At 66.8% G+C, this 20,417-nt stretch carries 20 protein-coding genes; 16 read left to right on the top strand and 4 right to left on the bottom strand.

Annotated elements, in window-relative coordinates:
* Positions 1–3: 3 nt before the first annotated feature.
* Together AC5P5V_RS13255 and AC5P5V_RS13250 are read left to right on the top strand one after the other, a co-directional pair.
* Complete coding sequence (locus AC5P5V_RS13255; RefSeq protein WP_061478697.1) at positions 4–2,106, top strand: sensor histidine kinase; 2,103 nt, start codon at positions 4–6, stop codon at positions 2,104–2,106.
* Positions 2,107–2,109: 3 nt separating this feature from the next.
* Positions 2,110–3,882 (top strand): EAL domain-containing protein, encoded by a 1,773-nt coding sequence (locus AC5P5V_RS13250; RefSeq protein WP_005416466.1) that lies wholly within the window; start codon positions 2,110–2,112, stop codon positions 3,880–3,882.
* A 93-nt stretch (positions 3,883–3,975) separates the two neighbouring features.
* Here AC5P5V_RS13250 and AC5P5V_RS13245 read toward each other — a convergent pair whose 3' ends face one another.
* The 4 genes from AC5P5V_RS13245 to flgA form a co-directional block, all read right to left on the bottom strand.
* Positions 3,976–5,196, bottom strand: a complete 1,221-nt coding sequence (locus tag AC5P5V_RS13245) for an ATP-binding protein (RefSeq protein ID WP_053496680.1) — start codon at positions 5,194–5,196, stop codon at positions 3,976–3,978.
* Positions 5,197–5,287: 91 nt separating this feature from the next.
* Positions 5,288–5,626 (bottom strand): FlgN family protein, encoded by a 339-nt coding sequence (locus AC5P5V_RS13240; RefSeq protein WP_014037132.1) that lies wholly within the window; start codon positions 5,624–5,626, stop codon positions 5,288–5,290.
* Positions 5,623–5,928, bottom strand: coding sequence for a flagellar biosynthesis anti-sigma factor FlgM (gene flgM / locus AC5P5V_RS13235; RefSeq protein WP_134968536.1), 306 nt, complete (start codon positions 5,926–5,928; stop codon positions 5,623–5,625). Before flgM ends, AC5P5V_RS13240 begins: the two co-directional genes overlap by 4 nt.
* A 75-nt stretch (positions 5,929–6,003) precedes the next feature.
* Positions 6,004–6,660, bottom strand: coding sequence for a flagellar basal body P-ring formation chaperone FlgA (gene flgA, locus AC5P5V_RS13230; RefSeq protein WP_061478698.1), 657 nt, complete (start codon positions 6,658–6,660; stop codon positions 6,004–6,006).
* Positions 6,661–6,825: 165 nt separating this feature from the next.
* On the opposite strand from flgA, the gene AC5P5V_RS13225 reads away from it, so the two are divergent.
* The 14 genes from AC5P5V_RS13225 to AC5P5V_RS13160 all read left to right on the top strand — a co-directional run.
* Positions 6,826–7,770 carry a chemotaxis protein gene (locus AC5P5V_RS13225; RefSeq protein WP_019659622.1) on the top strand — a complete coding sequence of 315 codons (945 nt, stop codon included), beginning with the start codon at positions 6,826–6,828 and terminating at the stop codon, positions 7,768–7,770.
* Between the two features lie 156 nt (positions 7,771–7,926).
* Positions 7,927–8,322, top strand: a complete 396-nt coding sequence (gene flgB, locus AC5P5V_RS13220; RefSeq protein ID WP_005409576.1) for a flagellar basal body rod protein FlgB — start codon at positions 7,927–7,929, stop codon at positions 8,320–8,322.
* Between the two features lie 3 nt (positions 8,323–8,325).
* On the top strand, positions 8,326–8,733 hold the full coding sequence (flgC, locus tag AC5P5V_RS13215) for a flagellar basal body rod protein FlgC (protein ID WP_005416461.1): 408 nt from the start codon (positions 8,326–8,328) through the stop codon (positions 8,731–8,733).
* A 23-nt stretch (positions 8,734–8,756) separates the two neighbouring features.
* Positions 8,757–9,440, top strand: a complete 684-nt coding sequence (locus AC5P5V_RS13210; protein WP_005416460.1) for a flagellar hook assembly protein FlgD — start codon at positions 8,757–8,759, stop codon at positions 9,438–9,440.
* A 32-nt stretch (positions 9,441–9,472) separates the two neighbouring features.
* On the top strand, positions 9,473–10,696 hold the full coding sequence (gene flgE / locus AC5P5V_RS13205; RefSeq protein WP_061478699.1) for a flagellar hook protein FlgE: 1,224 nt from the start codon (positions 9,473–9,475) through the stop codon (positions 10,694–10,696).
* A 32-nt stretch (positions 10,697–10,728) separates the two neighbouring features.
* The gene (locus AC5P5V_RS13200) at positions 10,729–11,478 is read left to right on the top strand and encodes a flagellar basal body rod protein FlgF (protein ID WP_072166971.1); all 750 of its coding nucleotides are present in this window, start codon (positions 10,729–10,731) and stop codon (positions 11,476–11,478) included.
* A gap of 102 nt (positions 11,479–11,580) precedes the next feature.
* Positions 11,581–12,366 (top strand): flagellar basal-body rod protein FlgG, encoded by a 786-nt coding sequence (flgG, locus tag AC5P5V_RS13195; protein ID WP_005416457.1) that lies wholly within the window; start codon positions 11,581–11,583, stop codon positions 12,364–12,366.
* Positions 12,367–12,388: 22 nt separating this feature from the next.
* Positions 12,389–13,081 carry a flagellar basal body L-ring protein FlgH gene (gene flgH / locus AC5P5V_RS13190; RefSeq protein WP_005416456.1) on the top strand — a complete coding sequence of 231 codons (693 nt, stop codon included), beginning with the start codon at positions 12,389–12,391 and terminating at the stop codon, positions 13,079–13,081.
* A gap of 8 nt (positions 13,082–13,089) precedes the next feature.
* Complete coding sequence (locus AC5P5V_RS13185) at positions 13,090–14,220, top strand: flagellar basal body P-ring protein FlgI (protein WP_061478735.1); 1,131 nt, start codon at positions 13,090–13,092, stop codon at positions 14,218–14,220.
* 1 nt (position 14,221) lies between these two features.
* Entirely contained in the window at positions 14,222–15,421 is a 1,200-nt protein-coding gene (gene flgJ, locus AC5P5V_RS13180) for a flagellar assembly peptidoglycan hydrolase FlgJ (protein WP_134968534.1), read from the top strand.
* An 8-nt stretch (positions 15,422–15,429) separates the two neighbouring features.
* Complete coding sequence (flgK, locus tag AC5P5V_RS13175; RefSeq protein WP_134968533.1) at positions 15,430–17,310, top strand: flagellar hook-associated protein FlgK; 1,881 nt, start codon at positions 15,430–15,432, stop codon at positions 17,308–17,310.
* A complete protein-coding gene (gene flgL / locus AC5P5V_RS13170; RefSeq protein WP_495215905.1) occupies positions 17,307–18,509 on the top strand; it encodes a flagellar hook-associated protein FlgL in 1,203 nt (400 codons plus the stop codon). The genes flgK and flgL overlap by 4 nt, the downstream gene beginning before the upstream one ends.
* A 399-nt stretch (positions 18,510–18,908) precedes the next feature.
* The gene (locus AC5P5V_RS13165; RefSeq protein ID WP_061478704.1) at positions 18,909–20,126 is read left to right on the top strand and encodes a flagellin; all 1,218 of its coding nucleotides are present in this window, start codon (positions 18,909–18,911) and stop codon (positions 20,124–20,126) included.
* A gap of 72 nt (positions 20,127–20,198) precedes the next feature.
* Positions 20,199–20,417 (top strand): flagellin N-terminal helical domain-containing protein (locus AC5P5V_RS13160; RefSeq protein ID WP_046430467.1); only part of this gene is annotated, 219 nt, incomplete at its 3' end.

Genomic DNA, 20,417 nt, shown 5'->3' with positions numbered 1-20,417 from the left:
TCCATGCCCGCAGAACCGACCGGCAACGCCCCAGTTCCCGACCCGCGGATGGCGCAGGCGCTGAGCCGTGACCGGCGGCGGGTGGTGTTGAGCTACCTGGTGATGGCGCTGGCCTGGATGATCTCCACCGACAGCGTGGTGCAGGCGCTGGTGCCCGATCCGCAGCAGGCGGCCCTGTGGCAGGGCCTGAAGGGCTCGTTCTTCGCCTTGGCCAGCGCGGGCCTGCTGTACCTGCTGCTGCGCCCGCTGGCCGAGCATGTGCTGCATACCCACGCCCGCCAGCAGGCCTCGGAGCTGCGCCTGCGGCAGATGTTCGAGGGCAACCCCGGCCCGATCCTCGTCTATGACCTGGACACATTGGCGATCCTCGATGCCAACCCAGCCGCCTGCACCGCTTTCGGCTGGGAGCGCGATGAGCTGCTGGAACAGACCATCGACGCCTTGTGGCCACCCGGCCAGGGCCAGGCGCTGCAGGCCAAGCTGGAGGCGATCCGCGAGGCGCCCGAAGAGCTGTGCATCCTGCGCGCGCAGCTGCAGCTGCGCGATGGCGCGCTGCGGCACATGGAACTGCGCTCCAACGCGATCAGTTACGACGGCCACAATGCGCGCCTGCTGATCGCCATCGACCGCACCGCCGAGGATCTGGCCCAGCTGCGTCGCGACCAGGCGCTGGCACGGGTGGAAGAGGCCCACGAACTGGCCCGCATCGGTGCCTGGGAGCTCGACCCGTCCACCGGGCTGGGCCGCTATTCCAACCAGGTCTATCGCCTGCTCGGCCGCCGCCCGCCCGAAGCCCGCCGCTGGCACCGCTTCGACGAACTGCTGGTGCCGGCCGACCCGGCCACCGCTACCCAGACCGAGCAGCTGCTGGCCGAGCTGTGCTCCGGCGAGCCGGTGCAGGTGGACGTGCTGCTACCGCTGCTGTCGATGGACGGGCGCGCGCTGATGGTGCACCTGCGCGCCGCCAGTGGTCTTGATGAAGCTGGCCGCAACCGCGTGCTGGGCACGCTGCAGGACGTGACCGAACGCGAGCAGTCGCGGCGCCTGCTGCGCGAGCGCGAAGAGCAGTTCCGCGAGCTGGTGCGGGTACTGCCCGACGGCGTGGTGATCCTCTCCGACGAACATGTGCTGTACGCCAACGCCTGGGCCGCCGGCCTGTTCGGCTACGGCAGCCATACCCTGCTGGGCGAGCCCTTGTCGGCGCTGGTCGCTGCCGCAGACCTGCCGCGGGTGCGCAGCCAGCTGCGTGCCGGCCAGCCACACCTGGGACCGGGCCATAGCAGCGTGGTGGCCATGCAGCGCGGCGACGGCCGCAGCTTCCATGCCGGCCTGGCGGTGGGCGACGTGCGCTACGGTGGCCGCGACTGCAAGCTGCTGATCGTGCGCGACCTCAGTGATTCCGAACGCATCCGCAGCGCGCTGGAAACCAGCAACCGCGAACTGCAGGCGATGGCCGGGCGGCTGTTCTCGCTGCAGGAGGACGAGCGTCGTGCGATTTCGCGCGACCTGCACGATGACATCGGCCAGGCCATCACCGCGATCAAGCTGTCGGCGCACGCGGCGCTGGAAGAGGACGATCCGCAGCGGCGTGGGCAGGATCTGGCGCAGATCGTCAGCCTGGCCGACACCACCGTGGCCAAACTGCGCGACATCTCCACCCTGCTGCGCCCCCCGCAGCTGGATGCACTGGGCCTGGAGGCAGCGCTCAGCTGGCAGGCGCGGGTTCTGTTCCGCTCCTCGCCGGTGGAGCTGCTGGCCGAGATCGAGCCGTTGCCGCATCGCCCCGACAACAGCATCGAACAGGCCTGCTTCCGCATCGCACAGGAAAGCCTGACCAATGCGCTGCGCCATGCGCGCGCCAGCCAGGTCCTGCTGCAGCTGCGCGATGTCGGCCAGCGCGGCCTGCACCTGCAGATCCGCGATGACGGCGAGGGCTTCGATCCGGACGGCCCGCGCGGCCTGGGCCTGATCGTGATGCGCGAGCGCGCACAGAGCGTCGGTGGCCACGTGCGGATTGAATCCGCGCATGGCGAAGGCACCCTGGTCGATGTCCACCTCCCCTACCAGGCGGCCAGCAGGGCTGCCGTCGATTCACCGGAATACTGAGCCATGTGGAATCCCAACCTGCCCCCGGTCAGCATTGATGACGCTCCCGACCGCCTTGGCGCCGGCAACCCCGAACTGCAGGCAATGGTTGCCGAGGCAGCCTCAGGCGGCATCGCGCTGATGCTGATGCACGTGGACATCGACCATTTCGCATCGGTCAACGAAAACATGAGTGCCGAAGTGGGCGACCAGGCGCTGGTGCTGGTGGCACAGCGCCTGCAGTCTTACCTGCGCGGGCGCGGCAAGCTGTGGCGGCATGGCAGCGACGAGTTCCTGATCGCGGTGCCGCGCACCGCCGATCTGCCGTTGCCGGAGGATTTCGCCGAGGAGATCCGCCAGCAGATGGAGCTGCCGCTGTCGGTGCTGCCGTACACGTTGTTCATGACCGGCAAGCTGGGCGTGAGCCTGTGCCCGGAACATGCCAGCAGCACCTCGCGCCTGCTCGACCATGCCGAGGATGCGCTGTACCAGGCCGCCCGCGAAGGCGGCAATGCCGTGCGCATCCATGCGGTGGACACCCCGCCGAGTGCGCACAGCGAGAGCATCATCGCGCGCCAGATCGTCGATGCCATTCCCAATGGCGAGCTGAAGCTGCGCTACCAGCCGCTGGTAAGCGCGCGCGACGGCCACGTGGTGGGCATGGAAGCGCTGCTGCGCTGGCAGTCGCCGACCCTGGGCATGCTGGTGCCGGAGCGCTTCATGCGCACCGCCGAACGCCTGGGCATCATCGTGCAGATCGGCACCTGGGTGCTGGAAGGCGCCTTGAAGCAGGCGCGGCTGTGGCGCGACCAGGGCTTCGATGACTTCACCATCGCAGTGAACGTGTCCACCCTGCAGCTGCTGCGGCCGAACTTCTTCGCCGAAGTGATGTCACTGCTGCAGGCGGCGGGCGTACCGGCGCACATGCTGACGCTGGAGATCAACGAGAGTGCGCTGACCAACAACGTCAATTTCGTCCACGAAACGCTGGCCAACCTGCGCAACGAAGGCATCAGCCTGAGCCTGGACAACTTCGGTACCGGCGACTCCAGCCTCAGCGCGCTGGTGCGCTACCCGGTGGACAAGCTGAAGATCGACCGCAGTTTCATCAAGAGCGCGCCGGCCGGCAATCGTGAAGCGGCCATCGCCCGCGCGATCATCGCCATGGGCCACCAGCTGGGCATGACCGTGATCGCCAACGGCGTGGAATCACAGGCCCAGCTGGGCTTCCTGCGCCGCAACGACTGCGACGTGTTCCAGGGCTACCTGTTCGGCGAACCGATGTCGGCTGATGCCGCCGGCATGACCCTGCGCCGCCGCTACCTGCGTCCGGAAGCCTTCGCCGAGACCCGCCCGGACCGGACGCTGCTGCTGCTGGATGACGAGGAGAACGTGCTGCGCTCGCTGGTGCGCCTGTTCCGCCGCGACGGCTACCGCATCCTGGCTGCCGGCAACGTGCGTGATGCGTTCGACCTGCTGGCGATCAACGACGTGCAGGTGATCCTGTCCGACCAGCGCATGAGCGACATGAGCGGCACCGAGTTCCTGGGCCGGGTGAAGATGCTGTACCCGGATACGATCCGCCTGGTGCTGTCGGGCTACACCGATCTGAACACGGTGACCGATGCGATCAACCGCGGTGCGATCTATCGCTTCCTGACCAAGCCGTGGAACGACGACGAACTGCGCAAGCACATCCACCAGGCGTTCCGCACGTACGAGGAACAGCGCCGCAGCAATGCCGGCCCGGCGCCGGTGGAGAGCGGAGATGGCGGCGAGGATCGCCCATTACGGTAACCATCCCCTCTGGTAGAGCCGGCCGCTGGCCGGCTGCTCTGGATATCGGGTTCAATGAGGTTGCCGGCCAGCGGCCGGCACTACCAGAAGCGGTCAGCGCGGCTGCTTGACCGGCAGCACCACGCGGAAGCGCGAGCCCACGCCGGGCGTGCTGTCCAGGTCGATGCGGCCGTGGTGCTTGTTGATGATGCTGTAGGAGATCGACAGGCCCAGGCCGGTGCCACTGCCCACCGGCTTGGTGGTGAAGAACGGATCGAAGATGCGCTGGCGCAGTTCCGGCGAGATGCCACCGCCGGTATCTTCGAACTCAACCCAGACGTGATCGCCATCAACGCCGGTACGCACCGTGATCGTGCCGCGCTCGGCGATGGCATGGCCGGCGTTGAGCAGCAGGTTCATGTAGACCTGGTTCAACTCCGATGGCAGGCACTCCACCAGGGGCAACTGGCCGAACTCGCGCACCAGGGTGACCTTGTACTTGAGTTCGTTCCAGATGATGTTGATGGTCGATTCCAGGCCCGCATGCAGGTCGACCAGCTTCCACGACTCGTCGCGGCCGGAATACGAGAAATCCTTCAGGTCGCGCACGATGCGGGTGACCCGCTCGATGCCTTCGCGCGATTCCGCCATCAGCTGCGGCAGGTCGCGGCTGATGAAATCGATATCCAGGCGGTCACGGATATCATCGATTTCCGGGATCAGCGCTTTCGGGTCCGGCGCACGCAGGGCGCGCTCGTAGGCTTCGATCACGGTGAACAGGCTGCGCAGGTATTCCTGCAGGCTGCCCAGGTTGGAGTGCACGTAACCGATCGGGTTGTTGATCTCGTGCGCGACGCCGGCGGCCAGCTGGCCGATCGACGCCATCTTCTCCGACTGCAGCAGCTTTTCCTGGGTGCCATTGAGGCGCAGGTAGGCCTGGCGCAATTCGGCATGGCGCTGCTGCAGCTCCCGTTCGTAGTCTTCCTGCCCTTCGATGTGGCGGAACAGGGCGAGGAAATGCCCCTGGCCGACCGGACCATGGTGGTACAGATGGGCGATGACCACGCCCTCGCCCAGCGGCAGGCTGCCATTCCAGTGACCATGCTGGCGAGCCTGTTCCAGCGCATCGGGCGGCAGCAGTTCGCGCAGGCGCTGCGGCGGCGGCAACCCGCCGTCCTCGCCACTGGCCAGCAGGTTCTGTGCGGCCGGATTGGCCAGGGCCACCCGCCCGTCATCGGTGAACAGCAGCAGGCCTTCGCGCAGGCGCTCAAGCAGGGCCTGCAGCACCGGCTGCGGCGGAAGGGGGGCGGTAACCAGGGCGTTGGCAGCGGACACGGCGACTCGGGACGTTCGAACAGGCGCCCAATATACGCGGTCATGCAGCGGGCTTCAGCCCGCCGGGAGGGGTTATGCGACCGCCGTCGCCTCAGGCCACGGCGAGGGGCCGGCCGATGCTGACCGTGTGCGACTGGCCCTTGGCATCGTAGGCCGAGGCGTCTTCGGTGCGGCCGAGCTGGCGCAGCGCCCAGTTCACCTCGCGGCGGCGGCGCGACAGCAGTACGCCGTTGGCCCGGTTGCGCTCGGCCAGTTCCTGCAGCTGTTCGCCCTCGCCCACCGGCGGCGCGCCTTCCAGCGCACGCAACGCTTCCAGCTTGGCGCCGGTAGCCCGGATCAGGGCGTGCACGTCGTGCTCGACCAGGGCCTGGCGTTCAACGTCCAGGGCCTGGGCGAGACGCTGCAGCGGCTCGCTCATCGCCGCAGTCATCCGTGCAGCTGCTGGTCCAGATCGAGCATGCGCGATGCAATCGCGTCCGGATTGATCTTGTAGGTGCCGTTCTGCAGCGACTCGCGCACGGCGGCCACGCGCTGGGCGTCGATCGCCGGGGCGGCGGTCAGCTCGCGCTCGATGGCCTGCAGGTTGGTGGCCTCGCCGGTCAGGCGCAGGCTGTCGGCCGCCTCGACCGGGCGCGCCGCCGCATCGGTGCTGACACCGGGCTTGTTGGCCGGGGTCGTCACGCTGCGCAGTGCCTGGGGGACCTGCAGGTTGCCGTCGATTTTCTGGCTCATGGGGTGTCCTGGAGTTGCCGTTCACAAGGGATAACGGCCGCAGGGCCGTGATCTTTAGGGATATTTTGCGGTAATTCAACGCGCCACGATTACGTCACCTGCGGCATCGACCGTGCCTTGCACGATCCGCCGCGAGGACAGGTTCTCGACCGAGACCCGTTCGTTCTCACCGGCATCACCCATCGCACGGCCGGCAATGCGGACCTCGACCGAACCGCGACGCGACACCAGGGCCACATTGTCTCCTCGCTTGATGAGACGCTGCACCACCAGATCGTTGTTCGACAGCAGGGCCCCGGCCTGCAGCGGACGGCGGGCGACGCGGCCGATCGCTGCATTGGGATCGGACAGCACCGCGCCGGCAATCCGGGCAGCGTCACGCTGGGCAGTGGTGATATCGGCGGCAGTGAGGGTTTCTCCAGTGCCGATTCCGCGGTTGAGCACCAGTACGGTCTGGTTGCGCCGCACCTTTACCGGCACGAACAGGCGCCAGCCGCCCGCATCCGGACAGCTGACCTCCACCGTGGTGTTGGCGGTGGGTTGCACCTGCAACGCGCTGCCACATTTCGGCAGGCGCAGCGCATCGGCCACCTGGGCCTCGCCCTCGCTGCCCGCCGGCAGCGTCGACAAGGCCGCAGCGCGGATGCTCGCCACCGGCTGCCAGTCGGCGGCAGCCGCCCACGGCGAGGCCAGTGCCAGCGCGATGGCGAATAGAGATGTGACCCGGCGCATGGCGCCTCCTTCAATCGGCAAGAGCTGGCCCAGGTGCGTGCAAGGCGTGTGCCAGAGGGGCAGAGCTGCCTCGGTCGAACATGGCGCGACACCACAATTGCGGTGTGCAGCGCGCAGTGGCAGAGCGCCCTCAAGTTTGGCGCCCAACGCGCCGATACAGCAGCCATGTCCCATGACCTGCTCAACCGGATCGACCAGCGGACCCGCCTGGCCGGCCACAACCGCCTGGCGCTGCTGCTGTTCCGTCTCGGCGGACGTCAGCTTTTTGGCGTCAATGTCTTCAAGGTGCAGGAAGTCCTGCGCCGCCCGGAGCTGTTCCAGGTGCCCGGCCTGCCCAGCCAGTTCGCCGGCGTGGCCGACGTGCGCGGCCGCTCGGTGCCGGTGCTGGACCTGGGCCTGGCGATCGGCCACCCCGAACGTGAGCCCGATGCCGATACCTCGCCGGGTTACCTGGTCGTCACCGAATTCAACCGCTCGATCCAGGGGTTCCTGGTCAGCGGCGTCGAACGCATCGTCAACATCGCGGTGGAAGACATCCACCCGCCGCCGGAGCTTGGCGCCGAGTCGAGCTACCTGACCGCGGTAACCCGCTTCCAGGGTGAGCTGATCCAGGTGATCGACGTTGAAAGCGTGCTGGCCGATATCGCCCAGGTCCGCGGTGACGCCGTACTCGATCCGGCGATGGCAATGCCCGCCGATGGCCCCCAGCTGCAGGTGCTGGTGGTGGACGACTCGCGCGTGGCCCGCCAGCAGATCCGCAGCGTGCTGGATCAGCTGGGCGTGGGTGCCACCCTGCTTTCCGATGGCAAGCAGGCTCTCGACCACCTGTTGCAGATCCACGCCTCGGGCGAAAACCCGGCCGAACGCTATGCCATGGTCATCTCCGACATCGAGATGCCGGCCATGGACGGGTACACGCTGACGACGGAAATCCGGCGCCATCCGGGCCTGGCCGGCCTCTACGTGCTGCTGCACACCTCGCTGTCGGGCGTCTTCAACAACGCCATGGTCGAGCGTGTCGGCGCCAACGCGTTCGTCGCCAAGTACTCGCCGCACGAGCTGGCTGACTTCGTGCTGGACCGCCTGCGCAAGGTGGCGATGGCGGCGTAGGGCCACGTCACGGGTCTCCGCCGGGCATGGCCCGGCGCTACCACAACCTCCCCGACCCCTGGGGTAGCGCCGGGCCATGCCCGGCGGACGCGATGTCGCGCGTGCTTTGGCACACCCCTTGCAGCTTCCCGGGCAACGTTCCCGTGGGAGTGCACCGTGCGCAACCTGATTACCGACTACCTGGGCGTCCACGCCCAGGCCATGCCGTTGCGCGAACAGCGGATGAAGCTGATCGCCAGCAACCTCGGCAATGCCGACACCCCCGGCTACAAGGCCCAGGACCTGGACTTCGATGCCGCCCTGCGCCATGCCCAGGGGCAGGATGCCAACGGCCTGATGGCCACCACCCATGAGCAGCACTACGAAATCAGTAGTGGCCTGAACCCGTTCCAGATCGCGCGCGAGGGCGTGCAGCCCAGCCTGGACGGCAACACCGTCGATCCCGATGCCGAGCGTGCCGCCTATGGCCGAGCCGCGCTCGAGTACCGCGCCTCGCTCAGCTTCGTCGAGAGCAAGGTGCGTTCCATGCTGACCGCGATCACGGGGCAATAAGCCATGAGCAACCTGCCGATCTTCGATATCGCCGGCTCCGCGCTGCAGGCGCAGTCGGTGCGCATGAGCACCATCGCCTCCAATCTCTCCAACGCCGACACCGTGGCCGGGTCTGCCGACGCCGTGTACAAGCCGCTGGAGCCGATCTTCCAGGCCGTCACCAGCAAGAACGATCCCAACATCACCTCGGTGAAGGTGAAGGAGATCACCCAGAGCGAGGCGGCGCCGATCAAGCGCTACGAGCCGGGCCACCCGCTGGCAGACGCCGATGGCTACATCTACCAGCCCGACGTCGATCCGGTGGCGCAGATGGTCAACCTGATCTCGACCTCGCGCAATTACCAGGCCGGCGTGGAGATGTTGACCACCGCCAAGGAACTGGCCCTGGCCACCTTGACCATGGGCCGCTGAGGCCCGCAGCACCGGATACCGCCATGACCACCGCCGTCAACAACCAGACCAGCCAGGACGTCTATTCCGCGCTGGGCCTGAACGCCCCCAACAGCAACGCCACGAAAAAGAAGAACACGCTCGACCAGGCCGACTTCCTGCGCCTGATGACCGAGCAGCTGCAGCACCAGGATCCGCTGAAGCCGATGGACAACACGCAGATGGTCGCGCAGATGGCGCAGATGTCCACCGTGCAGGGCATCACCGATCTGAACAAGACGGTGAAGGGCTTCCAGGAATCGATGGCCAGCGACCAGGTGCTGCGTGGCGCGGCGCTGGTCGGCCACCAGGTGCTGGTGCCATCGGAAAAGCTGGTGCTGGAGAAGGAAGGCAGCGTCGAGGGCACGGTGGCCGCGCCGTCGGCCGGCATCATCACCGTGGATATCACCGATGCCACCGGCGCCAAGGTCACCTCGCTGAGCGTGGAAGCCAAGGCAGCAGGCGAAACCGCCTTCCAGTGGGACGGCAAGGACGCCAACGGCAAGCGCATGGAACCGGGCAAGTATTCCATCGTTGCCAACCATGTCGATACCGCCGGCAAGAGCACCAAGCTGTCCACCTATGTGCAGGCGCCGGTGGAAAGCGTGACCGTCGGGTCCGACGGCCTGTACCTGAACCTCAAGGGCCTGGGCACGGCCCCGATCGACTACGTGCTCCGCGTCAGCTGAGCCGCACATCCCGCATCAACCAGGAGCATCCCATGGGCTTCAATGTCTCACTGTCCGGCATCAATGCCGCCAACACCGACCTGAGCGTCACCGCCAACAACGTCGCCAACGTCAACACCACCGGCTTCAAGCAGTCGCGCGCCGAGTTCGCCGATCTGTTCGCCTCCACCAGCTATGGCCTGTCGAAGAACCAGACCGGCTCGGGCGTGCGCGTCTCCAACGTCGCCCAGCAGTTCATCCAAGGCCACAACGAGCAGACCGGGCGCAGCCTGGACATGGCCATTTCCGGTGAGGGCTTCTTCACCATGAACATGAACGGTTCGCGTGTGTACTCGCGTGCCGGCAACTTCCAGACCGATTCGGCCGGCTATGTGGTCAATCCGCAGGGCGCGCGCCTGCAGGTGTTCGCGCCGAATGCCGATGGCACCAACTTCGATGCCGGCCGCCTGGTCGACCTGCAGCTGTTGACCACCGACAGCCCGCCGAAGCAGACCAGCGAAGTGAAGGTGGGCTTCACCCTGCCGGCCAACGCCAAGCAGCCGACCGTGGCCACGTTCGACCCGACCGACTCCAACAGCTACAACCACTCCAGCGGCGGCATCACCGTGTACGACTCGCTGGGCGTGAGCCATATCCAGGTCTCGTACTTCGTGAAGGGCGCCAACCCCAACGAATGGACCGTGCACAACTATGTCGATGGCCAGCCCGCCGGCACCCCGACCGCGGTCGCCTTCGACAACAGCGGCAAGCTGACCGCCCCGGCCAACGGCAAGGTTGGCCTCGGCACCTTCACCCCGACCACGGGCGCTGGCCAGCTGAACATGACGCTGGACATCAGCGGTTCGACCCAGTACGGCGAGAAGTTCGCCCTGCGCAACACTCAGCAGGACGGCTATGCCGCCGGCAAGCTCAACGAGATCACTGTGTCCGAGTCGGGCGTGGTCTATGCGCGCTACTCCAACGGCGACGACAAGCCCCTGGGCCAGGTCGCACTGACCACCTTCAACAACACCCAGGGACTGGAATCGAAGGGCAACAACCTGTGGGTGGAGACCTTCGAGTCGGGCACGCCGCGCACCGGCATGCCGGACACCTCCAATCTCGGCAAGATCCAGGCCGGCTCGCTGGAAGCGTCCACCGTCGATCTCACCGAGCAGCTGGTCAACATGATCACCGCGCAGCGCAACTTCCAGGCCAACGCGCAGATGATCACCACGCAGGACCAGATCACCCAGACCGTCATCAACATCCGTTGATGAGCTGCTGACCCTGTCACGGAACTCCCCGCATGGATAAAGCCCTTTACGTGGCGATGACCGGTGCCCGCGCCTCCCTGCAGGCGCAGGGAACGCTCAGCCACAACCTCGCCAACTCGGATACTCCTGGCTTCAAGGAAGCGCTGGCCAACACCGAAGCCTTCCCGATCAAGGGTCAGGGCTTTGCCTCGCGGGTGGATGCGCTGCACGTCGACGCCGGCTTCAACCGCCGGCCCGGCGCGCAGCACATCACCGGCAAGCCGCTGGACCTTGCACTGCAGAGCGGCACCTGGCTGGCGGTGCAGGCGAGCGATGGCAGCGAAGCGTATACGCGTGGCGCAGCCCTGTCGGTGACGCCGAACGGCCAGCTGGTGACCTCTGGCGGGCGCACGGTGCTGGATGACAACAACAACCCGATCGCCATTCCGCCCTACCAGGCGATGGAGATCGGCGCCGACGGCACGATCTCGATCATCCCGCAGGGCGAAGGCCCGCAGACGATGGCGCAGATCGGCCGGATCAAGGTGGTGCAGGCGCCGGACGAGCGCCTCGAACGTGGCCTGGATGGCCTGTTCCGCAACACCGACCCGCGCCAGCCGTTCGCACCGGCACAGGGCACCGCCGTGCACAGCGGGCAACTGGAAGGCAGCAACGTCGATGCTGCCGGTGCGCTGGTGCAGATGATCCAGCTGCAGCGCCAGTACGAAATGCAGGTGCAGGTGATCAAGCACGGCGACGACAACGCGCGCAGCGCCAACAGCCTGCTCCGCCTGGGCAGCTGACGGATTTCCGGCGCCGCCCGGGCGCGGCGCTGGCACACCGCTTGCACACCCGCTACCAAGGGCCGCACCACGCGGCCGGCTTCACCAGACAGGACACCGAAGATGAACCAGGCATTGTGGATCGCGAAAACCGGACTGGATGCGCAGCAGATGCGCATGTCGGTGGTTTCCAACAATCTCGCCAACACCAACACCACCGGCTTCAAGCAGGACCGCGCCAGCTTCGAGGACCTGCTGTACCAGCAGGTGCGCCAGCCGGGCGGCTCTTCGTCGGCGCAGACGCAGCTGCCGACCGGCCTGCAGCTGGGTACCGGCGTGCGCGTGGTCGCCACCGCCAAGAACTTCGAGCAGGGTGGCCAGCAGCAGACCGGCCGCGCACTGGACGTGATGGTCAACGGACGCGGCTTCTTCGAAGTGCAGATGCCCGACGGCAGCTCGGCCTACACCCGTGATGGCTCGTTCAAGATCAACCAGGACAGCGAGCTGGTCACCAACAGCGGCTACCCGGTGCAGCCGGGCATCCAGATTCCCGAGGGCGCGCAGTCGGTCACCATCGGCAGCGACGGCACCATCAGCGTAAAGATGGCCGATAACGCCGCGTCGGTGGAAGTCGGTGCGCTGACCCTGACCGACTTCGTCAATCCGGCCGGCCTGCAGGCGCGCGGCGAGAACCTGTTCCTGGAAACCACGGCCTCGGGCCCGGCCCAGAACGGCAATCCCGGCCTGAACGGTCTCGGCACCGTGGTGCAGGGTGCGCTGGAAGGCAGCAACGTCAATGTGGTGGAAGAGCTGGTGTCGATGATCGAAACCCAGCGCGCCTACGAAATGAATGCCAAGGCGATCTCCACCACCGACTCGATGCTCGGCTATCTCAACAACAAGATCTGACCGGCCCAACCGGGAAACCGCCATGTCGCCCATTTCCAACCTCGCCCGTACTGCCCTCGCCTGCACTGTGGTCGCCCTGCTCGGTGGCTGCGTGATCGCGGGCGACGTGCGCCCCTATCCGGCGATGGCACCGATCCAGCCGATCATGCCGCCGCAGGCCGCGCCCACCGCCGGTGCGATCTACGCCGCTGGCCCGACCCTGCAGTTGTATTCGGACCGCCGCGCACGCGATGTCGGCGACCTGCTGACGATCACCCTGCTGGAAAACACCACCGCGCAGACCAGCGCCAACACGGCCACCAACAAGGAATCCAACCTGAGCCTGGGCACGCCGTCCATCCTCGGTGCACCGGTCACCCTGGGCGGCAAGGACATCCTCAGTGCCACCGCCAAGGGCGCGCGTGACTTCACCGGCAAGGGCAACAGCGCGCAGAGCAACCGCCTGCAGGGCAGCGTCACGGTCACCGTGATCCAGCGCCTGCCCAACGGCAACCTGGTGGTGCAGGGGCAGAAGAACCTGCGGCTGAACCAGGGCGATGAACTGGTGCAGGTGCAGGGCATCGTGCGCCCGGGCGACATCAGCCAGGACAACACCATTCCCTCCAGCCGCGTGGCCGAGGCCCGCATCGTCTACGGCGGCCGCGGACCGGTCGCGCAGTCCAACGCGATGGGCTGGCTGAGCCGCTTCTTCAATTCCGGCCTGACGCCGTTCTGAGTATGGCCATGAACTTCTCCTTCTCTACCTTCTGGCAGCAACGCGTGACGTTGATCGCGTCGCTGATGCTGCTGATCGTCGCCGCCCCGGCCAGCGCCGAGCGCATCAAGGACCTCGCCCAGGTCGGCGGCGTGCGCGGCAATGCGCTGGTGGGCTATGGCCTGGTGGTCGGCCTGGATGGCAGCGGCGACCGTACCAGCCAGGCGCCCTTCACCGTGCAGAGCCTGAAAAACCTCCTTGGCGAGCTGGGCGTGAACGTGCCGCCGAACGTCAACCCGCAGCTGAAGAACGTGGCCGCCGTGGCGATCCACGCCGAACTGCCGCCGTTCGCCAAGCCGGGCCAGCCGATCGACATCACGGTGTCTTCGATCGGCAACGCGGTGTCGCTGCGCGGCGGTTCGCTGCTGATGGCCCCGCTGCGCGGCGCCGATGGCCAGATCTATGCCATCGCCCAGGGCAATCTGATCGTGGGTGGCTTTGGCGCGCAGGGCAAGGACGGTTCCCGTGTATCGGTGAACGTGCCCAGCGTCGGCCGTATTCCCAACGGCGCCACCGTGGAGCGTGCCCTGCCCGATCCGCTGGCCAACGGCGGCGACATCACCCTGAACCTGCACAACAACGATTTCACCACGGTCTCGCGCATGGTCGCCGCGCTCAACAACGCGTTCGGCGAAGGTGCGGCACGCGCGATCGATGGCGTGACCGTCGCCGTCACCGCACCGACCGATCCGGGCGCACGCATCGGCCTGCTGGCGCGCATCGAGAACCTGGAACTGACCCCGGGCAGCGCCCCGGCCAAGGTGGTGGTCAATTCACGCACCGGCACCGTGGTCATCGGCCAGCAGGTGCGCGTCGGCCCTGCGGCGATTTCGCATGGTTCGCTGACGGTGACGATCCAGGAGAACACCAACGTCAGCCAGCCCAATGCGCTGTCGGGCGGCCGTACCGTGGCCAGCCCGCAATCCACCATCACTGCCACCAACGACGGCAGCCGCATGTTCAAGTTCAGCGGCGGCACCACCCTGGACGAGATCGTGCATGCGGTGAACGCCGTGGGTGCGGCACCGGGCGACCTGATCGCGATCCTGGAAGCCCTGAAGCAGGCCGGCGCACTGAGTGCCGAGCTTGAGGTGATCTGACATGCGCATCAATCCCGCATTCGACCTGCACCCGGCGCAGCAGAACGATCCCGCAAAGATCGACAAGGTCGCACGCCAGCTGGAAGGCCAGTTCGCACAGATGCTGGTCAAGAGCATGCGCGATGCCAGCTTCGGCGACTCGCTGTTTCCCGGCGAGAACAAGATGTTCCGCGACATGTACGACCAGAAGATTGCCGAGGCGATGACCCGCGGCAAGGGCCTGGGCCTGTCCGGCATGATCACCCGCCAGCTGTCCGGCCAGGCCACCGAAGGTCCGGCACTGGATACCCGCGTGGATCCGGCCAAGGCCAGCCGCGCTTACCAGCTCAACGCGCCGGCCAGGCCGGCACTGTCGCTGCCCCTGGAAGATGGCAGCCAGGCCGTGCGCATGCTGCAGCAGATGGCCGCAGGCGCGCAGCACGGTGCGCAGGCCGCGCTGGCACCGATGGAGCAGGCACTGGACCTGATCGCCGGCCGTGAGAGCAGCGGGCTGCACCGCTCGCTGGGCACCGAGGATCCGTACATCGGCAGCCTGCAGGGCGAGGACTGGGCCGCCAACAGCGACCAGTGGACGGCGACGGCCAGCAATCGCGGCACGGCCGTGAGCCGGGCCGATGCCCTGGCCACGCGCACCGCCGTCGCCCAGCTCGGCGAGCATACCCCGGAGGGCTTTGTCGCCAGTATCTGGCAGCACGCACAGAGCGCGGCCAGGGAACTGGGCGTGGATGCCCGCGCCCTGGTCGCCCAGGCCGCGCTGGAGACCGGCTGGGGCAAGCGCCACATCAAGCATGCCGATGGCAGCACCTCGCACAACCTGTTCGGCATCAAGGCCACTGGCTGGACCGGCCAGCGCGCCACGGCCGGCACCCATGAATATGTTGATGGCGTGCGCCGCAACGAAACCGCCAGCTTCCGCGCCTACAGTTCACCGGCCGAGAGCTTTGCCGACTACGTGCGCCTGCTGAAGACAAGCCCGCGCTACCAGCAGGCCCTGCAGGCCGGCACCGACGTGCAGGGCTTCGCCCGTGGCCTCCAGCGCGCCGGTTACGCCACCGATCCGCGCTACGCCGCCAAGATCGCTGCGATCGCCGGCGGCCCGACCATCGAGCGCGCCGTAGCCGCCGTGGCCGACGCCGGCTCGCGCCTTGGCCAGACCTTCGCCAGCACCGCGACCGCGGCGCTGGGTATCACTCGTCGTTGAGGAACACCATGTCCAGCGTACTTTCCACCGGTACCGGTGCCCTGCTCGCCTTCCAGCGAGCGTTGGCGACCACCAGCCACAACGTGGCCAACCTCAATACACCCGGCTACAGCCGGCAGAAGGTCAACTTCGCCACCGCCGATCCACAGAACTATGGCTACGGCACGGTCGGCAACGGCACCCGCATCACTGACATCCGTCGCACGGCCGACCAGCTGGCGATCTCGCGCCTGCTCGACAGCAGCGGTGAGCTGGCGCGCCTGAAGCAGCTTTCGGGCATGGCCGACCGGGTCAACGCGCTGTTCTCCGATGCTGCCACCAACGTGGCCGGCGTCTGGTCGAACTTCTTCGACTCGGTCAGTGGCCTGTCGTCCAACGCGGCCGGCACCGCCGACCGCCAGAACATGCTCGACGGTGGCAAGGCGCTGGCCAACCGCTTCGTGCAGCTCAACACGCACCTGAACAATCTCAACAGCGAGGTCAACAACGGTCTGCTGGCCGGTGCGACCGAGGTCAACCGCCTTGCGCAGGAGATCGCGCAGATCAACGGTGCCATCGGAACCAACATCGCCTCGGCTGCACCGGACCTGCTCGACCGCCGCGATCAGCTGATCTCCCAGCTGATCGGCTACACCGGTGGCACCGCGGTGATCCAGGACGGCGGCATCATGAATGTCTACACTGCCGGCGGCAACGCGCTGGTGGTGGGCACCACGGCGACCAAGGTCACCACCGTGGCCGATCCGTACCAGCCCGAGCGCCTGCAGTTGGCACTGGAGACCCAGGGCAACACCATCCGTCTCGACCCGAAAGCGGTCGGTGGCCAGATCGGGGGCCTGCTGGAATTCCGCGACACCGTGCTGACGCCTGCGCAGGCCGAACTGGGCAAGCTGGCGGTGGGTCTGGCCGAGAGCTTCAATCAGGTCCACCACCAGGGTGTGGATCTGTATGGCCAGATGGGCGGGGACTTCTTCACCATCGGCAGCCCGCGCGTGACCGGCAACAACAGCAATACCGGAACCGCCAGCCTCAGCGCCACCTATGGCGACCTGGGCAAACTGGACGCGCAGAACGTGGTGCTGCAGTTCGATGGCACCACCTGGAAGGCCAGCCGCGCCGACACCGGCGCCAGCATTCCCCTGACCGGTACCGGCACCGCCGCCGATCCGCTGGTGATCAACGGCGTGAACCTGGTCGTCGGCGGCACCCCGGCAGCCAATGACCGCTTCCTGCTGCAGCCCACCGCTGGCGTGGCCGGCAGCCTGGAGATGGCCATCACCGATCCGTCGCGCATTGCCGCGGCCGCCGCAGTCAAGGGCGCAGCCGCCACCGCCAACACCGGTACCGGCAAGCTGAGCGGCGTCACCGTCACTGATTCGGCCAACGCGAACCTGCGCAATCCGTCGGCGATCGTGTTCACCTCGGCGACCACCTACACCATCGACGGTGGCCCGCCTCAGACCTATACGCCTGGCCAGACCATCAGTGCCAACGGCTGGAGCTTCGTACTGGACGGTGCACCGAAGGTGGGCGATACCTTCAACATCACCCCGACCCCGGCCGGTTCGTCGGACAACAGCAACGCCTCCAGGTTGGCCAAGGTGGAAAGCACGAAGGCCTTCAACGCCGGAACAGTGACACTGAACGGTGCACTGGGTGGCCTGACCACCCAGGTCGGCGCCGCCGCCCGCTCGGCCGAGTACTCGCTCGATGCGCAGCTGGTGATCAATGACAAGGCACAGGAAGCCCGCGACGAGGTCTCCGGCGTGAACCTGGACGAAGAGGCCGCCGACATGCTGCGCCTGCAGCAGGCCTACCAGGCCGCCTCGCAGCTGATCTCCACCGCCGACAGCATGTTCCAGACCATCCTGGGAGCCGTCCGCCGATGAGCAGCCGCATCTCCACCAGCATGATGTTCAACCAGTCGGTGTCGCTGATGATGGCCAAGCAGGCCAAGCTCAGCCACCTGGAGCAGCAGATCGCTACTGGCAGCAAGATCGTCAGCGCCAAGGACGATCCGGTTGCCGCCGGCACTGCAGTCGGCCTTGACCGCAGCCTGGCCGCACTGGACCGCATGAAGCTCAACGCCGGCAATGTGCAGAACCGCCTGGGCGTGCAGGAAAACACCCTGGCGCAGGTCAACGACCTGATGGCGCGCGTCAACGATCTGACCATCCAGGCCAGCAATCCGGCACTGAGCGCGGCCGACAAGAAGACGCTGATCACCGAGGTCAACCAGATCCGCGATGGCCTGCTGTCGCTGGCCAACGCCGACGATGTTACCGGCCGCTATGTGTTCGGTGGCACCAACGACGGTGACCCGCCGTTTGCCAAGATCAACGGCAAGGTCGTCTATCGCGGCGACCAGACCCAGCGCCAGGTTGAAGTCGGCCCCGATACCTATGTGCGCGACGCCCTGCCCGGCAGCGAGATCTTCATGCGCATCCCCACCGGCGACGGCTTCGTTGACGGCAGCGCCGCGGCCGGCAACACCGGCAACGGCGTGCTGACCAACATCACCCGCGACGGCAGCGACAGCTGGAACGGCCAGGGCTTCAGCGTGCGCTTCACCACCGGCACCCAGTACGAGGTGGTGGATGGTGCGGGCAATGTGACCGGCACCGGCGCCTACAAGGCTGGCGACGACCTGGAAGTGAACGGTGTGCGCCTGCGCATCACCGGCGCACCCGCAGCGGGCGACAGCTTCAGCGTACAGGCCGCCAGCAGCCGCGACATCTTCGCCACCATCGACAACCTGGTCGCCGCGCTGGGTGCCGACACCGGTACCACCGCGCAGATGACTGCGCAGCAGAATCAGCTGCAGAGCGCACTGCGCGACGTGGCGCGCGCCTCGGAGCGGATGATCGATTCGCGCGCTGCCGGTGGTGCGCAGTTGAAGGCGCTGGACAACGCGGCGGAAATGCGCGAGGCCAATGGCGTGACCCTGAAGACCACGCTGTCGCAGATGCGCGACCTGGATTACGCCGATGCACTGAGCCAGTACCAGCTGCAGAGCACCGCACTGCAGGCGGCGCAGACGATCTTCTCGCAGATGCAGTCGATGTCGCTGTTCAACAAGCTGCGCTGACGCCTCTCCTGCGTCACCCCTGATAGGCCGCGATGCCCTGCATCGCGGCCTTTTTCGTTTGCGCGCCTGCCCGCCACCACGCGGCCCTCTGGCCATCTCCGGCCGATTCTCCGTGATTGCCCATCAAGCCGGGTCGCACCCCGCCGATACCTTCATCAGCGCTGGTCAGGCCCTGCCCGACCGCCCCTCCCGGGGTCGCTTCCACCCTGGCAACAGGGCTGAAAACCCCGGGAAAACAGCTTCAGGCAACGAATTCTGGCTTCAGCGGAATTCACGGCTAAAGGTTGTTGACAAAGCGCCGTTATTCATTTGGCAACGGCGAAGCACACAGCCACACAAAAAAACAGGCGGCGCTTCGTTTCATTCACCAACGGGTTCCATATAAGAGGAGACGACCCCATGGCACAGGTAATCAACACCAATACGATGTCGCTCAACGCTCAGCGCAACCTGAGCACCAGCGGCAGCTCGCTCGCCACCACCATCCAGCGCCTCTCGTCCGGCCTGCGCATCAACAGCGCGAAGGACGACGCGGCCGGCCTGGCCATCAGCGAGCGCTTCACCACCCAGATCCGTGGTCTGGACGTGGCCATCCGCAACGCCAACGACGGCATCTCGCTGGCCCAGGTCGCCGAAGGTTCGCTGAACGAAGTCGGCAACAACCTGCAGCGCATCCGTGAACTGGGCGTGCAGGCCTCCAACGCCACCAACTCGGCCAGCGACCGCAAGGCCCTGCAGGCTGAAGTGACCCAGCTGGTCTCGGAAATTGATCGTGTGGCCAAGCAGGCCGACTTCAACGGCACCAAGCTGCTGGACGGCAGCTTCACCAGCCAGCTGTTCCAGGTGGGCGCCAACGCCGGCCAGGCCATCGCAATCAACAGCGTGGTCAACGCCAAGGCCGATTCGCTGGGAGCTGCCACCTTCGCCAACGGCTACACCGGCACTGCGCTGGCGGTGGACAAGGCCACGGCCGACACCACCTACTCCGGCCTGCAGGTCTCGGTCACCCCGCCGGGCGGCACCGCCACCACGGTCACCATCAGCGACTTCACCGTGAAGGCCGGCGAGTCGATCACCTCGGCCACCGCTGCGGCGATCAACAACAAGCTGGGTGAAACCGGCGTGGTGGCCTCGGTCAATGCCGGCGTCATCAGTCTGGCTTCGGTCAAGGATGGCCAGACCTTCGCCTTGGGCGTCAGCGCAGCAACCCCGCCGGCCGGCGTCACCGCCGCGACCATCGCCGGCCTGGGCCTGACCGAGACCAGCACCGACGGCGGCACCCTGACCGGTGCAGCGGCCAGCTTCGTCAAGGACCTGAACGTCACCACCGCCGAAGGCGCACAGAAGGCGATGTCGATCGTCGACAAGGCCCTGGAATCGGTCAACAGCGTCCGCGCCGACCTCGGCGCGATCCAGAACCGCTTCACCTCGGTGGTCGCCAACCTGCAGACCTCCTCGGAGAACCTGTCCGCATCGCGCAGCCGCATCCGCGATACCGACTTCGCCAAGGAAACCGCCGAACTGACCCGCACCCAGATCCTGCAGCAGGCCGGTACGGCCATGCTGGCCCAGGCCAACCAGGTACCGCAGAACGTGCTCAGCCTGTTGCAGCGCTGACATGAGCCGCCCCCGGGGCACGTCGGGGGCGTCTGACCCAACTCACGTGCAACCGCTCAAGGACCTCTCCTCATGGCACAAGTCATCAACACCAATACGATGTCGTTGAATGCTCAGCGTAACCTGAGCACCAGCGGCAGCTCGCTGGCTACCACCATCCAGCGCCTGTCCTCCGGTTCGCGCATCAACAGCGCCAAGGACGACGCCGCCGGCCTGGCGATCTCCGAGCGCTTCGGCACGCAGATCCGCGGTACCGACGTCGCCATCCGCAATGCCAACGACGGCATCTCG

This window comes from Stenotrophomonas sp. YJH_SMC_130 (assembly GCF_059369035.1).
Note: the sequence above shows the minus strand (reverse complement) of the source record. Positions and strands in the feature narration are given on the sequence as shown.

Coding starts and splice junctions, on each gene's coding strand:
- AC5P5V_RS13240 (WP_014037132.1), bottom strand. CDS start 5,626: ATGACTGCGGCGATGAGCGAGCCGCTGCAGCGTCTCGCCCAGGCCCTG.
- flgH (WP_005416456.1), top strand. CDS start 12,389: ATGTCGCCCATTTCCAACCTCGCCCGTACTGCCCTCGCCTGCACTGTG.
- AC5P5V_RS13225 (WP_019659622.1), top strand. CDS start 6,826: ATGTCCCATGACCTGCTCAACCGGATCGACCAGCGGACCCGCCTGGCC.
- flgJ (WP_134968534.1), top strand. CDS start 14,222: ATGCGCATCAATCCCGCATTCGACCTGCACCCGGCGCAGCAGAACGAT.
- AC5P5V_RS13255 (WP_061478697.1), top strand. CDS start 4: ATGCCCGCAGAACCGACCGGCAACGCCCCAGTTCCCGACCCGCGGATG.
- flgL (WP_495215905.1), top strand. CDS start 17,307: ATGAGCAGCCGCATCTCCACCAGCATGATGTTCAACCAGTCGGTGTCG.
- AC5P5V_RS13165 (WP_061478704.1), top strand. CDS start 18,909: ATGGCACAGGTAATCAACACCAATACGATGTCGCTCAACGCTCAGCGC.
- AC5P5V_RS13250 (WP_005416466.1), top strand. CDS start 2,110: ATGTGGAATCCCAACCTGCCCCCGGTCAGCATTGATGACGCTCCCGAC.
- AC5P5V_RS13200 (WP_072166971.1), top strand. CDS start 10,729: ATGGATAAAGCCCTTTACGTGGCGATGACCGGTGCCCGCGCCTCCCTG.
- flgG (WP_005416457.1), top strand. CDS start 11,581: ATGAACCAGGCATTGTGGATCGCGAAAACCGGACTGGATGCGCAGCAG.
- AC5P5V_RS13185 (WP_061478735.1), top strand. CDS start 13,090: ATGAACTTCTCCTTCTCTACCTTCTGGCAGCAACGCGTGACGTTGATC.
- flgK (WP_134968533.1), top strand. CDS start 15,430: ATGTCCAGCGTACTTTCCACCGGTACCGGTGCCCTGCTCGCCTTCCAG.
- flgA (WP_061478698.1), bottom strand. CDS start 6,660: ATGCGCCGGGTCACATCTCTATTCGCCATCGCGCTGGCACTGGCCTCG.
- flgC (WP_005416461.1), top strand. CDS start 8,326: ATGAGCAACCTGCCGATCTTCGATATCGCCGGCTCCGCGCTGCAGGCG.
- AC5P5V_RS13210 (WP_005416460.1), top strand. CDS start 8,757: ATGACCACCGCCGTCAACAACCAGACCAGCCAGGACGTCTATTCCGCG.
- flgM (WP_134968536.1), bottom strand. CDS start 5,928: ATGAGCCAGAAAATCGACGGCAACCTGCAGGTCCCCCAGGCACTGCGC.
- flgE (WP_061478699.1), top strand. CDS start 9,473: ATGGGCTTCAATGTCTCACTGTCCGGCATCAATGCCGCCAACACCGAC.